Below are 13,628 nucleotides of genomic sequence, written 5' to 3' on the forward strand. Positions count from 1 at the left end.
GGAGCCGCTTGCACCGCGCGAGCTTGGCCGCCGGAGCTGATCGCCAGATGGACAACAGGTCTAGGTCGTACCGGCGCCGTCACCGAAGCGCGACACAACCATCTCGACCAGCGCGTCGACGTCGGCGTCGACCATCGGCTCGCCGGTCATGCCCATCCGGTGGAGCAAGGTTCCGACGACGACGTCGATGAAGAGCAGGACCCGGTTCTCCGGCTCGCCGAGCGCATCCTGGAGCGCGAGCCGGTACGGGTCCTGCAACCGCGTGGACAGGACCGCGCGCAGGGTCGGATCGCTGACGGCGTCACTGAACACGCCTGCGAACGCGTCGCCTACCCCGGGCTCGCCGATCTTCGCCGCGATCCAGTGGATGGCCGAGGACATGAGCTCGGCCCGACTGGCGCCCTCCAGCGGCACCGGACCGAACGCGTCAAGGAGGCAGTCCACGATCAGCGCGCCCTTCGACGGCCAGCGACGGTAGATCGTCGTCTTCGCGACGCCGGCCGCGGCGGCGATGCGGTCGACGGTGGCACGCGCATACCCGAGCTCGTGGACCGTACTCAGCGTCGCGGCGAAGACCACGGCGTTGACGCCGGAGCGCGGGCGACCGGGCGGTCTGGCGGAGGCGGTCGCTCGGGTCATGCCCACACATTAACCTATTGCGCTACTGGTGGTATCGATACTTGCCTGCCGGGCCTCCGCCCAGGGTCAGGGCGGGGCGCTCACCACCGGTCCCAGTGCAGGACCTCCTCCCGCGGGATGCGGGGAGCGGGCTTGAAGTCGGTGCCGATGGGGCAGGCCAGGTCCGCAGGGAGCGCAACCCCCACGACCGCCGCTCCTACGCCGTCACCATCACCGACTCAGGCCGGCAACGCCTCGCCGCGGCCCAGTCCTCGATCCCAGCCTTCCTCGAGGACACCTTCCACGCTCTCACCGACGACGAGCGCGGCCAGCTGAGCACGATCCTCGCCAAACTCCTGTAGGCCGGCGTCGGCGACCCTCGCTGATCTACGTCTCGGTGGGGTGGGTGGAGACTATGGGCATGGAGTTCTTCTGCTACCACCGCGACCGGCCTGGCTCCGTACCGCTGCGCGACGAGCTGTTGGAGGAGCATTGGTCCTACATGGACCGGTACGCCAAGGAGATGATCGCCCGGGGTCCGACCTTCGCCGGCGACGGCGAGACACCCACCGGCAGCGTGCACATCGTCGACCTACCCGATCCCGTCGCCGCCCGTGCGTTCGCCTTCGACGAGCCTAACTACCAGGCCGGCGTGTACCGGGACGTGCTGCTGCGACGATGGCGCAACACGCTGGGGCGCACCATGTGGGATTTCCCCGGCGGCCGGACCGGCGGCAACCGGTACCTGGTGCTCGGCCTCGGCACGGGGCCGGCCGCCGACCTCGCCGTGCCGCCCGACACGGACGGGCTGATCGCCTACGGGCCACTGTCGTCCGACGACGGCGCCACCTGGCTTGGCACGGCGGCGCTGCTCCGGGCGCCGGACCCGGACACGGCACGTGCCATCCTGACCCCGGACCGGTACGCCGACATCGAGGTGCACACCTGGGAGTTCGGCGGGCGGCGGTGATGACCTGAGGACGTCAGAACTCAAGACGCAGACGTGCTTCTCGATCTGGCGGCGAAAGGACCGCGACGCCCACGGTTAGCGGCATGGTCGGCCATTACCACCCGGAGTAGCGTGATCGCATGGAACAGCGAATTACTCTGGTAACGCTGGGGGTCTCCGATCTCGCTCGCGCCAAGGGCTTTTACGAGGCCCTGGGCTGGCAGGGGCAAGAAGTCGAGGAGACCGTCTTCTTCCAGGCCGGGAGCCTGGGGCTGATCCTGTGGGGCCGCGACAAGCTGGCGAAGGACTGCGGCCTGGAGCCCGGCCCGGCGGTCGGTTTCGGCGGGATCGCCCTGGCACACAACGTCCGGTCCGATGCGGAGGTTGACGCTCTGCTCGCGGCAGTGGAGCGGGCTGGTGGGACCGTCACCAAGCCCGCGACCATCAACGTCATCGGGTTCTACGCCGGCGCCTTCGTCGATCCGGACGGCCACGCCTGGGAGATCGCGCACAACCCCGGGATCCCCCTCGCCAAGGACGGTTCGATCACCCTTCCTGATTTCGGCAGCCTCTAGCGATCTTTGGCCGGCTCATCGCCCAACCTAGGCCTGAAGGACCGAGATCCCACAATTTCGGACCTGTCGCGCCGCGATGATGGTGTGCCGAACGGGTGGGGTTCACAGTTTGGCCATGATTCCACCTTCCCGCGCCCCGGGCGCGGCCACAGACCCGACGGGCGACGGCGACGTCGCAGGAAAGCCCTGGTGGCTACGTGCGGCGCTCGCGGTAGGCCGGCGCTGGCCGACCTGGCTGGCGCTCACCTGCGCGGCCATCAGCCTTGCCGACGTCGGCGACGGCCTGGAGTACATGATCCTGTTCGTCCTGCCCGCTACGGGCTACCTGTTTCTCGCCGTGGTCGACAGACCGCGCATCACGTGGGTGGTCGCGGTCGCGGCAATGGCGACGGTTGTGGTCCTGCGCACGCTGGACATCGACCCGTGGCCCGCGCTGGCCGTCGTCGTGGTCGCCCTCGCCGCGGTGGGCCTGCTCAACGACCGGTTACGCAGGCCTCGCCTGTACGCGCTGCAGTCCCCGGGCGCGCTCGCCTTCATGGCGTTCGGCCTGGTGGTGCTCTCCGTTCCCGCCACGGTTGCGGGTTATCTCGTGGCGATCGGGCTGCTGGGTCACGCTGCGTGGGATGCCATGCATTGGCGGGCGAACAAGATTGTCGCGCGGTCGTTCGCCGAGTGGTGCGGGGTGTTGGACCTGGTGCTCGGGGTGGGGTTGCTGGCCCTTCTCCTGGTGCGCTGACCACGGTAAGAGTCCAACGGTTGCGCACATCGTTCCGCTATGAGTACGGTGTTCGCATAGCGAGAACGTCATACGCGAAAGGATGTTGGGCCATGTCGAAGGTCACCAGCTGGGACATGAAGGGCACCGGCTTCCACGTGCCCGCCGACCAGATCCACCGCCTGCCGACCAGCTACGCGCACCACCCCGAGACCGGCGAACTGGTGGTATGGGACGAGGCCACCGGCGGGAAGTACAGCAGGCCACCGCTGTTCCAGGCAGGCGGCGACGGGCTGACCTCGACCGTGGACGACTACCACGCGTTCTACCGGATGCTGCTCAACAAGGGAACCCTGGGCAGCGAGCGGATCCTGTCCCGGCCCTCGGTCGAACTCATGACGACGGACCACCTGACACCGGGGCAGAAGATCGACAAGGACGCATTCGGCGACCACTTCGGCCGGCACGGCGGGTACGGCTTCGGCATGGCGGTCCGTACCCACCGCCGCGACCTAGCCTCGCCGGGACAGTTCGGCTGGGACGGCGGGCTGGGCACCACCGCCTACGCCGACCCGGCCGAAGACCTCACAGGCATCCTGCTGACCCAGAGCGCGATGGACTCGGCCCACACACCGCGCCTGCACCGCGACTTCTGGACCACCGCCTACCAGGCAATCAGCTGAACACGACACCTCAAGCAGCCCGGCTCAGCCCGGAAGGCGGCGGCACGAGCAGAGGCATTCCCCTGGCCGTTGCCATTGCTGGGCCGCCTCCGGTGATGGATGTTGGTGGGACGAGTGGCAGCGACCAGAAGCGATCCACGAGGAGTTCGACATGAGCGATGCCGCGTCCCCTCCGGTCACCATGCCTACCCGGCGTCAGCGCCCCCTCGATCCGCCGCAAGAGCTGGAGAAGTGGCGTGCGGAGGCCCCGGTCCGCAGGTTGCGGTACGCCGACGGCCACCTCGGCTGGCTGGTGACCGGCTACGCGGCGGCCCGTGCCGTGATGGGCGACGGCCGCTTCAGCACCAGGCCCGAGCTCCACCATCCGACGACGCCGCAGATCGGGCGGCACCTGGCCATGCGCCGGCCGCCCGCGTTCTTCGTACGCCTGGACCCGCCCGAGCACACCCGCTACCGCAGGCTGCTGACCGGCCAGTTCACTGTGCGCCGCATGAAGGTGCTGGAACCGCGGATCGCCGAGATCACGGCCTCCACGCTCGACGCGATGCTGCGTACCGGCCCGCCCGCCGAGCTGGTGCGCGACTTCGCGCTGCCGATCCCCGGCCTGGTGATCTGCGAGCTGCTCGGCGTCCCGTACGCCGACCGCGAGAGCTTCCGGCGGCAGTCGGCGACGCTCGTGGCGTTAGATGTCAGCACTGAGCAGAAGCAGCAGGCGATGAACGAGCTGAACGCGTACGTGCGCGCTCTGGTGGCCGACAAGCGGGCCCGACCGGGCGACGACCTGATCAGCGGCCTGACGTCCGGCGGGGAGCTCACCGAGGAGGAGCTGGCCGGCGTGGCCATGCTGCTGCTCGTGGCCGGGCACGAGACGACGGCCAACATGCTCGCCCTGGGCACGTTCACCCTGCTCGGCAGCCCCGACCAGCTCGCCGCGCTGCGCCGGGACCCCGCACTGGTGCCGGGCGCGGTGGAAGAACTGCTGCGCTATCTCACAGTGGTCGACTTCATGGTACGGACGGCGCTGGAGGACGTGGAGCTCGACGGTCACACGATCAAGGCGGGTGAGACGGTGACGGTCTCCCTGCCCGCCGCCAACCGGGACCCGCTGCGGTTCGCCGATCCCGGGATCATGGACATCACCCGGGACGCGACCGGCCACCTGACGTTCGGACACGGCATCCACCAGTGCCTGGGCCAGCAGCTCGCCCGCAACGAGATGCGCATCGCCCTGCCGGCACTGCTCGACCGACTGCCGGGGCTGCGCCTGGCGGTGCCTGCCGAGGAAGTGCCCATGCGGTCGGACATGCTGGTCTACGGCGTACACCGGTTGCCGGTGACCTGGTAGCCAGCCGGTTGGGGTTGGTGCCGGCGGGGTCGGCCTTGATCTGCGGGCATCGGCTTTCCGATCGCGTAATTGGCGGGATCAGCGCAGGTGCCGGTGGATCGCGTGGCGGATCTGCTCGGGCGTCATCGGGTCGGCCGACAGGGCGCTGTGCAGCGTGAGGCCTTCGATGAGCGCGTCCAGCTCCCGGGCGGTGGTGGCGTCGAAGTGGCGTTCCAGCGCCTGGCGGCTGCGCGCCATCCATGCCTGTGTGACGGCTCTCAGGGCCGGGTTACGCGCCGCGGCCACGTACAGCTCCACAGTGAGGACGAGGTCGCGCTGTGAGCCGAGCACGTCGTCCGACACCAGCGTGATGACGGCCTCGACCGCCGCGTCGCGGTCCTGGGCGGCGCTCAGCCGCTCGTCGAAGACGCGCGCCACCGAGTCGGCGTGCCGGGTGAACGCCTCGGTGAGCACCTCGTCCAGGGACGTGAAGTGGTAGGTCATCGAGCCCAGCGGCACGTCCGCGGCGCGGGCGATCTCCCGGTGCGTCGTCCCGGCGACGCCACGCTCGGCGATGACGGTCAGCGCGGCGTCGATCAGCCGGTCCCGCCGCCCGGGGTCGTGCCGGCGAGGCCGCCGTGGAGCGGGTGACCGCGGGGTGGTGGGGCTGCTCATGCCGTACCCGGCTCGATCGTACGGATCACGCGGGCGGGATTGCCCACCGCTACCACGTTCGCCGGGAGATCGCGCGTGACCACCGCGCCGGCGCCGACGACGGTGTTGTCCCCGATCGTGACCCCGGCCAGGACGATCGCCCCGCTGCCCAGCCACACGTTGTCGCCGATGGTGATCGGTTTCGCGGCCTCCCACTTCGCCCGGCGGAGCTCCGGATCGACCGGGTGCGTCGGCGTCATGAGCTGCACGTACGACCCGATCTGCACGTCGTCGCCGATGGTGATCGGCGCGACATCCAAAGCGACGAGACCGAAGTTGGCGAACGACCGGGCGCCGATGCGGATGTGGCTGCCGTAGTCGACCCGCAGCGGAGGCCGGATCTCCGTGCCCTCACCGATCGCACCGAGCAACTGGGTGAGCAGCCGGCGCCGCTCCTGCGGATCACGGGCCGATGTCGCGTTGTACGCGTCCATCAGGTCCATGGCCCGCAGGTTGAGCTCGGCCAGCTCCGGGTCATCAGCGATGTACAGGCCGCCGGCGAGCATCCGCTCACGCATCGAGCGACCATCGAGGTCAGGCGCCATATGTACGAGGGTACACATCACTGACGTACTGGTCGGCGTAAGTCCCAGTGGGTGCGATGGGCGTGATGACATCGATCAGGACGCCATTGGGATCGGCCACGATGAAGTGCCGCTGCCCGAAGTCCTCGCTGCGCAGTTCGAGCTCAGGTCGCAGCCCTTCACCGGCGACGAGCCGTTCCCACTCGGCATCGACGTCCTCCACCTCGAAGTTGAGCAGCAACCCCTGCACCGGCGCGCGATATCCCTCGGGCAGGGTCGGGTGGGTGTAGTCGAGCAGTGCGAGCTCGTACGCCGGCGGCCCCGGCCGCCGCAGGCTGACGTACCAGGCCGCCTCGAAGGTCGTCTGGAAGCCGAACAGCCGGGTGTAGAAGTCGTGGGACTCGGTCAACCGCGAAGTGGCGATGACCGGATAGAAGCTGGTCAGTGTCATGGAAACTCCCTTTCGCATACCGGCGGTATGCGAAGGTACAGTATTGACGTACCATCGGTATGTCAACGGGAGAGGGAACCGCCATGGCCGAAGGGGTCAGGACCCGCCAGCGCGAGCAGACCAAGCGCACTCTGCTGCGCGCGGGCCGGCGGCTGTTCGCCACCCATGGCTACGCCGCGGTCGGCCTGGCGGAGATCGTGCACACCGCCGGGGTCACCAAGGGCGCCCTGTACCACCACTTCGCCGGCAAGGCCGAGCTGTTCCGCGCGGTCCTCGAACAGGTACAGCAGGAGGTCGCCCAGAAGGTGGCCACGACCGCCGACGCCGAGGACGACCCCTGGGAGCAGCTGAAGGCGGGATGCCGGGCCTTTCTCGCTGCGAGCACCGACCCGGACGTCCAACAGATCATGCTCATCGACGGCCCCGCCGTGCTGGGGTGGAGCGACTGGCGCGCGCTGGACGAGGCCGCCTCGGCCCGCCACCTGGCCGAAGCACTCACCACCCTCATCGAGGAAGGAGTCATCACGCCGCAGCCGGTCGAACCGCTCACCCACCTGCTGTCCGGCGCCATGAACGAGGCGGCACTGTGGCTGGCCAGGTCAGCCAACCCCAGCGACCTGGCCGACACCTGGGTTGCGCTCTCACAGCTGCTCCAGGCACTACGCCTCAAGCCAACCCACCCGGCCGCGGCAACGGATTGATCGCCGCACACCGCACTCCACGCACCGGCCGGAACAGCCTGCTGCGGCGATGGTCGCCTTGCCACCCGCCGGGAAGCAGTGCGCCTTGTGCCAGCCCCGTCCACGGGCACATCAGCACCCGCCAGGAACTGGACGAATACGAGTGGGCCTGCTGGGGGTCACTGGCCGCCTGGGCACTAGGTTCTCCTAGATGATCTCGAGGTTGGCCATCATCCCCATGTCCTCGTGCTCGGCGTTGTGGCAGTGGAAGAGGTAACGGCCGCGGTAGCCGTCGAAGCGGGTGATGATCTCCACCGATTCGCCCGGCCGCAGGGAGACGGTGTCCTTGAGTCCCGCGTCGTGCGGCAGCGGCGGCCTGCCGCCGCGCGAGAGCACCCGGAAGCCGACCAGATGCAGATGGACGGGATGGTGGACGTCGGCGACCACTCGCCACACTTCGACGTCATCGAGACGGGCGGTGACGTCGGAGCGGGCGGGGTCGAACGGTAGCCCGCCGATCAGCCATCCGTGCCCGCCGTGCATCTGTCCGGCGCGGAAGGCGAAGTCGCGCACCCTGACGGCGTCCGACCGTCGCCAGGCCGGCAGATCGGTGGAGAGCGTACTCGGAACACGGCTGTCGTCGGTGGCTTTGCGGGCGACGCGGAAGGCCATCACGTCGCGGGCACGGCCCGAGCCGAGCTGGTTGACCAGCCTGACCAGGCTGCCGACCGGGACGCCGGAGAAGTCGACGACCACGTCGTAGCGTTCGGCCGGCGCGATCGGCAGCGACCGGCGGGTGACCGGGGTCGCCAGGAGTCCCTGGTCGGCGCCGATCTGGACGAGGTCGAGCCGGCGTCCGTCGTCGGTGATCGCTTCGAGCTCGTAGTGCCGGGCGTTGGAGGCGTTCAGGATGCGCAGCCGGTAGCGGGCCGCGTCGACCTCGTGCACGGGCCACGGGGCGCCGTTGACCAGGATCACGTCGCCGAGGACTCCGGCGAGGTACGGCTCCCGCACACCAGGCCGTACGCGCAGCGTGGGGTCGAGTGCGGGGTAGACGAGGGCGCCGTCGGCGGCGAATGCCCGGTCAGCGATCATGAGGGGCAGTTCGCGCGGGCCCGCGGGCAGGCCGAGCGCGTCCTCGGCGTCGTCGCGCACGATGTGCATCCCGGCCAGGCCCCGCCAGATCGCGGGGGCGGTGAAGTCCATCCGGTGGTCGTGGTACCACAGCAGCGTCGGCCGCTGGTCCAGCGGGAAGGAGTAGTCCCGCGTCAGCTTGGTGACCACCGCGCGCGGATCGTGCATGCCGTGCATCCCGTGCGCCGTGTGCGTGGTGGCGTCGTGCCGGCCTTCGGGCAGGACGAGGTCGGTCGGGTACCCGTCGGAGGCCGCCGGCGTCCGTCCGCCGTGCAGGTGCACGACAGTCGGCACGGGCAGCTCATTGCGGTGCGTCACGGTGACCGGCCGGCCGCGGCGCGACTCGATCGTCGGCCCGGGGAAGGCGCCCTCATACGTCCACAGCGGCGTCTTGACGCCGGGCAGGATCTCCGCACTCGCTTCGCGCTGGGTGATCTCGTAACGGTCGGCGCCCCCTGTTGTGCTGACCGGCTTCAGCACGGAGGGAATCGGCAGCGGCACCTGGAACGGCGGCGGTAGCGGTACGGCGCTGCGCAGCTCGGCACCGGTGATCGACGGCCGGCGGGCCAGCGCGGCCGCGGTCGACAGCCCGGTGGCCGCCATCAGCCCGAGCGCCCCGCCGATGCCCAGCACCCGCCGCCTGGTCATGCCACGCTCACGCATTGCGGGCCTCCCTTCGCAGGAGGGGCTGGCGCCAGACCGCGACGAACTGCACGACGAGCGCGGCGACCGTCATCACGCCCAGCGGGATGTGCAGCCACAACGCGCCGTCCAAACCGGCGAAGTACTGCACCGTCTCGGCCGCCACCACCGCCGTCGTGGCCAGGAACGGCCAGGCCTGACGCAGTCGAACCCAGACGATGATCGCCACGATCACCTGCAGGTAACCGATGGAGGTGACCACGTCGGCGCCGACCGCGTGCCAGCGCAGACTGTCGTAATCACCGGTCAGATACACCCCGGCGAACACCGGCTGACCGACGATCGCCACCACGTGCGCGCTGACGACGGTCCGCAGGGTCCACCCCACGGGTGTCGTCAGATGTGCGGCATTGGTGACCATGAAGGAGCCTCCTGTCGTATTTCTCGATTCACCAACGCCCGACACTATGACTCAGCAGTTATCTTGTCGAAGATCAATATTGCTATACTGTCATGTAACGGGAGGCATGATGGATCTGAACACGCTCCGGCAGTTCGTGGTCGTGGCGCGGCTGGAGCACCTCAGCCGCGCAGCTGAGGAGCTTCGCGTCGCCCAGCCGTCGCTGAGCCGTACCATCGCCCGGTTGGAGAGCGAGTTGGGCACGCCGCTGTTCGATCGGAGCGGCCGGCTCCGGCTGAACGACGCGGGCAAGCTCTTCCTCGGTTACGTCGAACGCTCCTTGGGGGAGCTCGACGCGGGATGCCGGGCCGTCGCCGAGGCCATCAGCGAAGGTGTGGGCACCGTACGGCTGGCATCGGAAACCTTCCTCACCCTCACCGGGCCACTGGCGGCCTACAAGCGCGCTCATCCCGACATCGAGGTCGAACTCCGCTGGATGGCGGCCGAGGACATGGCCCGCCACCTGCGGGCCCAGGAGGTCGACCTGTGTGTCGCCTCCCAGCCCATTTCCGCGGAGGGCTTGACGGCGGTTCAGCTGCTCGATGACGCGGTAGGGGTGGCCACGCCGCTCGGCCATCCGCTGGCGAGCCGTACCTCTGTGAGCATCGACGAACTCGCCGGCCAGCCCTTCGTGAGCGCCCGCAAGGGGCACTGGCAACGCAGGCTGCTCGATCGGCTCTTCGCCGCACGAGGCCTCACCCCGAAGATCGTCTGCGAGGTCGACGAGTCCAGCGCCATCGCCGACCTGATCAGCGCGGGGCTGGGCATCGGCCTCGTCCCCGCCTTCGCCCGGCGTAGCTCCATGCGCACCGCCGCCGCCTGGATCGCCGTCGACAGCCCCGACTGCCGTCGCGCGGTCACCCTCTATTGGGGGGCCGACAGCCACCTGTCAACCGCCGCCCGGCTGATGCGCACCACGATCACCAGTTGGAACTGGATCACCCCCGAACCATGATGAGCTCATGGGGCGGGCGTTGGCCATCGCGGGCGAGCAGTGCGCCAGTCCGACGAGATATCGCACCCAGGCTGCCGTCCCCCTGACATTCCGGCGGGTTGTGTCGTCGTACTAGCGAGAAGCCGAGATTCCACTTGGAATGGAAGGGATGGGTAGCGATGGCTACGCAACGCGAGGTGGACGAAGCCGAGATTCGGCAGCACGTCGACAAGATTGTCGAAGGACTCCGGGCCAAGGATCTCGAGGGCCTGAAGCAGCTTTACGCAACGGACGTCGTCTCCTTCGACATCGAGCCGCCGCTGCAGCATGTGGGGGTAGAGGCGAAATTGAAGAACTGGGCGAACGCGTTCGCGTTCTTCGAGGATTTGGCTTATGAGGTTCGCGACCTGACGCTCACCGTGGGCGATGATGTGGCATTCGGGCACTGCTTCGGTCGGCTCAGCGGCACGCTGAAGAACGGCACGGCGACGAGCGGTATGTGGGTCCGGGCCACTTTCTGCTTCCGGAAGATCGACGGCAATTGGTTGATCGCGCACGACCAGGTTTCCGTGCCGCTCGACATGCCGAGCGGCAAAGGAGTGACCGACCTCGAGCCCTGACGAGCTGTCGCGTGGTCCCTGACCATGTGGCGGCGGCCACGGATGAATTCGACGACCGGGCCGGGTCTACCCCTACACACTGCGCACATGATCAGTGAGGGACCATGAGCACAAACGCACTACCGCCCGTCGTGGACGCCGGCACCTGGCAGCGTCAGCTCGAAGCACTCCGTGTCCGGGAGAGCGGCGGGTCGGGAACAAGATGGCCTGATATTCCACCGCGAACAGCCCGTTCGGCGCCGACGTCGGCCCGCTGCGCCTTCACCCGCACCAACGTCGGCTCCGGGCTGCGTCCCTTCCACGACCTGCGCACCCCTGTCGGCTGAACGCCTCCGGACCGGCCGTGCAGGCATCTTCACCACGGACGCCAGCCCGGAGGAGGCCCGGCCCTCGTCTGCATTCGGTATGTATGATCGCAGGCGAAGTGGAGGGGAGTACTCCTTCGCGGCCGCGTCGTCATCACGGACCCGCCTCGGGGCCCGGTGCGGTCGGTCCGCGACGCCGCGGGCGGAGAAGACCTCCGACGGACGTGTCAACGCCAAGTCGGAGGAGCGCTCATGCCCCCACCTATGTCCGTGCCCGCCTGGCTGTGGGCGGCCACCATCGCCGCCCTGCTCGGGCTCATTCTCCTCGACCTGATCATCGTCAACAGGAGACCCCACAAGGTTACGATTGCCGAGTCGGCCCGGTGGATCGCCTTCTACATCGGCTGTGCCGTCGTCTTCGGCGCAGGCGTGTGGATCTTCGGCGGCGATGACCACGCGGCCTCCTACATCACCGGCTACATCACCGAGTACACGCTGAGCGTCGACAACCTGTTCATCTTCATGCTCATCATGGCGAACTTCGCCGTGCCCGCGATCCACCAGCACCGCGTGCTGCTCATCGGGATCATGATGGCGCTGGTCATGCGCGGGATCTTCATCGGCGTGGGCGCGCAGGCCGTACAGCGCTTCAGCTGGGTGTTCTGGCTCTTCGGCGGCATCCTCATCTACACCGCGTGGAAATTCGCCTTCAACAACAACGACGACGAGGAGTACGACCCCAACGGCGGCGTCGTACGGCTGGTCCGCAGGCTGTTCCCCGTCACCGACACCTACCACGGCGCACAGCTGACCATCAAACAGGACGGCCGCCGCCTGCTGACCCCGATGTCCATCGTCATCGTCGCCATCGGCGGCGCGGATCTGGTCTTCGCGGTCGACTCGATCCCCGCCGTCTTCGGCATCACCCAGGACGCCTACCTGGTCTTCGCGGCCAACGCGTTCGCGCTGATGGGGCTGAGACAGCTGTACTTCCTGCTCGGCGGACTGGTGGAGAAACTCGTCTACCTCACCTACGGCCTGGCGGTCATCCTGGGCTTCATCGGCGTGAAACTCGTCCTGCACGCCCTGCACGAGAACGAACTGCCGTTCATCAACGGCGGCGAGCACGTCACCTGGGCCCCAGAGATCAACAACTGGATCTCGCTGGCCGTCATCGTCACCGTACTCACCGTCACGACGGTGGCCAGCGTGATCAAGTCCAGGCGCGACACACGCCAGGCCGCCGAGCAGTCCATGTCCGAACCGTCCGTGTCCGAGCCCGCCGACCAGGCGCGCCACTGATCAGCAGGCAGGCTCGCCGACCGGCGGCGAGCCTGCCTCGAATACGGCTTGTGCGCCTTCCCTTAGTCGAGCGGGGGGCGCGGTGTTGCCGCTGGTCGACAGTTGGCCGGACAACAAGCACCGCCAAGAGGCCCGTTCCGCGGCGCATGGGCTGACGCATCCTGAGGACTTGGCGCTGCTCGACGCGAGCACGCGCGAACATGTGCGCTTTGCCGAAACTTTCGTTGGAGGCGATGGCGACGCCGGCCTTGTTCGAGGGCTTCAGGCGCGAGTGTGCGGAAGTCTGCCCGTGGTCAGGTGCTCTCATAGGCGGCCGAGCAGCGTGGGGCCATGGAGCGTATTAGTGCTGAGCTCAGGGTTGGGCGGCAGCCATGACGCCGTGCACGGCTTGGGTGATGCGGTCGGCGGCCTGGCCGGGATCGGGCCGGCCGGCGTCCAGCCAAGCGATGACGGCCTCAATGGTGAAGGTGGGAATCAGGTTCGCGGCCCAGTCCAGCCACGGACCCGCGGGAATCCTCCTGGCCAGGTTGAGGCGAGCGACCTCGCGGGACGCAGCGGTGATGGAGTCGATCAGCTCGTGGAAGTCAGGCTCGCGGGCCGCGTAGCGAAACAGCAGGCGAAAGCCGTCCGGGTCGGCCGTCGCGGCGCGTAGCAGCGCCGGGATGGTGTTCTCGTCGAAGTCGTCGGTGCCAGTGGCCTCGGCCAGCCGCACGCACGCCCGGTCGAGCACCGCCCGGTAGAGGTCGGCTTTGGACTCGAAGTGCCGGTACAGCATGGCCCGGGTCAGGCTTGCTTCCGCGGCGACGTCGTCCAGGCCGGTGGCGGCATAGCCGGCGCGGGCGAAGGCGCGGGTGGCCGCGTCGAGGATCTGCTCGCGGCGCTCGGCGCGGCGTAGCCGCCGCACCGGCGCCTGCTGAGCCGCAGCGGTCTCCGGCGGGGCGCTGTCCGGGTCGGGGTTGCTCATCCGCACTCCTCCACTTGTAGAACTCGAAGTATAC

18 protein-coding genes are annotated in these 13,628 nt (G+C 68.6%); 11 read left to right on the forward strand and 7 right to left on the reverse strand.

Translation table 11 applies throughout. The features are described 5' to 3' along the window. Nucleotides 1-60: 60 nt before the first annotated feature. On the reverse strand, nt 61-639 hold the full coding sequence (locus ABN273_RS31935; protein WP_349452785.1) for a TetR/AcrR family transcriptional regulator: 579 nt from the start codon (nt 637-639) through the stop codon (nt 61-63). 95 nt (nt 640-734) lie between these two features. Here ABN273_RS31935 and ABN273_RS31940 point away from each other — a divergent pair, with 95 nt between their 5' ends. From ABN273_RS31940 to ABN273_RS31965, 6 genes are all read left to right on the forward strand, one after another. After that, entirely contained in the window at nt 735-980 is a 246-nt protein-coding gene (locus ABN273_RS31940) for a MarR family winged helix-turn-helix transcriptional regulator (RefSeq protein WP_349452786.1), read from the forward strand. A 53-nt stretch (nt 981-1,033) separates the two neighbouring features. Further along, complete coding sequence (locus ABN273_RS31945; protein ID WP_349452787.1) at nt 1,034-1,588, forward strand: YciI family protein; 555 nt, start codon at nt 1,034-1,036, stop codon at nt 1,586-1,588. Between the two features lie 119 nt (nt 1,589-1,707). Further along, nucleotides 1,708-2,142 (forward strand): VOC family protein, encoded by a 435-nt coding sequence (locus ABN273_RS31950; RefSeq protein ID WP_349452788.1) that lies wholly within the window; start codon nt 1,708-1,710, stop codon nt 2,140-2,142. Nucleotides 2,143-2,257: 115 nt separating this feature from the next. Next, nucleotides 2,258-2,878, forward strand: a complete 621-nt coding sequence (locus ABN273_RS31955) for a hypothetical protein (RefSeq protein WP_349452789.1) — start codon at nt 2,258-2,260, stop codon at nt 2,876-2,878. 92 nt (nt 2,879-2,970) lie between these two features. After that, nucleotides 2,971-3,540, forward strand: coding sequence for a serine hydrolase domain-containing protein (locus ABN273_RS31960; RefSeq protein WP_349452790.1), 570 nt, complete (start codon nt 2,971-2,973; stop codon nt 3,538-3,540). Between the two features lie 151 nt (nt 3,541-3,691). After that, on the forward strand, nt 3,692-4,885 hold the full coding sequence (locus tag ABN273_RS31965; protein WP_349452791.1) for a cytochrome P450: 1,194 nt from the start codon (nt 3,692-3,694) through the stop codon (nt 4,883-4,885). A gap of 78 nt (nt 4,886-4,963) precedes the next feature. Here the strand turns inward: ABN273_RS31965 and ABN273_RS31970 are convergent, their stop codons facing one another. From ABN273_RS31970 to ABN273_RS31980, 3 genes are read right to left on the reverse strand one after another with little or no spacing between them, the layout of a single operon-like run. Then, nucleotides 4,964-5,539, reverse strand: coding sequence for a TetR/AcrR family transcriptional regulator (locus ABN273_RS31970; RefSeq protein WP_349452792.1), 576 nt, complete (start codon nt 5,537-5,539; stop codon nt 4,964-4,966). Next, a complete protein-coding gene (locus ABN273_RS31975; RefSeq protein WP_349452793.1) occupies nt 5,536-6,123 on the reverse strand; it encodes a sugar O-acetyltransferase in 588 nt (195 codons plus the stop codon). The genes ABN273_RS31970 and ABN273_RS31975 overlap by 4 nt, the downstream gene beginning before the upstream one ends. Further along, complete coding sequence (locus ABN273_RS31980) at nt 6,113-6,553, reverse strand: VOC family protein (RefSeq protein WP_349452794.1); 441 nt, start codon at nt 6,551-6,553, stop codon at nt 6,113-6,115. The genes ABN273_RS31975 and ABN273_RS31980 overlap by 11 nt, the downstream gene beginning before the upstream one ends. Before the next feature lie 83 nt (nt 6,554-6,636). Between ABN273_RS31980 and ABN273_RS31985 the strand changes: the two genes are divergently transcribed. Then, the gene (locus tag ABN273_RS31985; RefSeq protein ID WP_349452795.1) at nt 6,637-7,254 is read left to right on the forward strand and encodes a TetR/AcrR family transcriptional regulator; all 618 of its coding nucleotides are present in this window, start codon (nt 6,637-6,639) and stop codon (nt 7,252-7,254) included. Nucleotides 7,255-7,440: 186 nt separating this feature from the next. On the opposite strand, the gene ABN273_RS31990 is transcribed toward ABN273_RS31985, so the two are convergent. Together ABN273_RS31990 and ABN273_RS31995 are read right to left on the reverse strand one after the other, a co-directional pair. Further along, complete coding sequence (locus tag ABN273_RS31990) at nt 7,441-9,030, reverse strand: multicopper oxidase family protein (RefSeq protein WP_349452796.1); 1,590 nt, start codon at nt 9,028-9,030, stop codon at nt 7,441-7,443. Next, nucleotides 9,023-9,430 carry a hypothetical protein gene (locus ABN273_RS31995; RefSeq protein ID WP_349452797.1) on the reverse strand — a complete coding sequence of 136 codons (408 nt, stop codon included), beginning with the start codon at nt 9,428-9,430 and terminating at the stop codon, nt 9,023-9,025. The genes ABN273_RS31990 and ABN273_RS31995 overlap by 8 nt, the downstream gene beginning before the upstream one ends. A gap of 106 nt (nt 9,431-9,536) precedes the next feature. Between ABN273_RS31995 and ABN273_RS32000 the strand changes: the two genes are divergently transcribed. From ABN273_RS32000 to ABN273_RS32015, 4 genes are all read left to right on the forward strand, one after another. Next, entirely contained in the window at nt 9,537-10,424 is an 888-nt protein-coding gene (locus tag ABN273_RS32000; RefSeq protein WP_349452798.1) for a LysR family transcriptional regulator, read from the forward strand. Between the two features lie 176 nt (nt 10,425-10,600). Continuing rightward, on the forward strand, nt 10,601-11,023 hold the full coding sequence (locus ABN273_RS32005; protein ID WP_349452799.1) for a YybH family protein: 423 nt from the start codon (nt 10,601-10,603) through the stop codon (nt 11,021-11,023). A 104-nt stretch (nt 11,024-11,127) separates the two neighbouring features. Continuing rightward, a complete protein-coding gene (locus ABN273_RS32010) occupies nt 11,128-11,349 on the forward strand; it encodes a hypothetical protein (RefSeq protein WP_349452800.1) in 222 nt (73 codons plus the stop codon). A gap of 231 nt (nt 11,350-11,580) precedes the next feature. Then, on the forward strand, nt 11,581-12,630 hold the full coding sequence (locus tag ABN273_RS32015; protein WP_349452801.1) for a TerC family protein: 1,050 nt from the start codon (nt 11,581-11,583) through the stop codon (nt 12,628-12,630). 352 nt (nt 12,631-12,982) lie between these two features. Here the strand turns inward: ABN273_RS32015 and ABN273_RS32020 are convergent, their stop codons facing one another. Continuing rightward, entirely contained in the window at nt 12,983-13,594 is a 612-nt protein-coding gene (locus ABN273_RS32020; RefSeq protein WP_349452802.1) for a TetR/AcrR family transcriptional regulator, read from the reverse strand. Nucleotides 13,595-13,628: the final 34 nt, after the last annotated feature.

Source organism: Nonomuraea sp. B19D2, assembly GCF_040137845.1.
In the GTDB taxonomy this organism is placed as follows: Bacteria; Actinomycetota; Actinomycetes; order Streptosporangiales; family Streptosporangiaceae; genus Nonomuraea.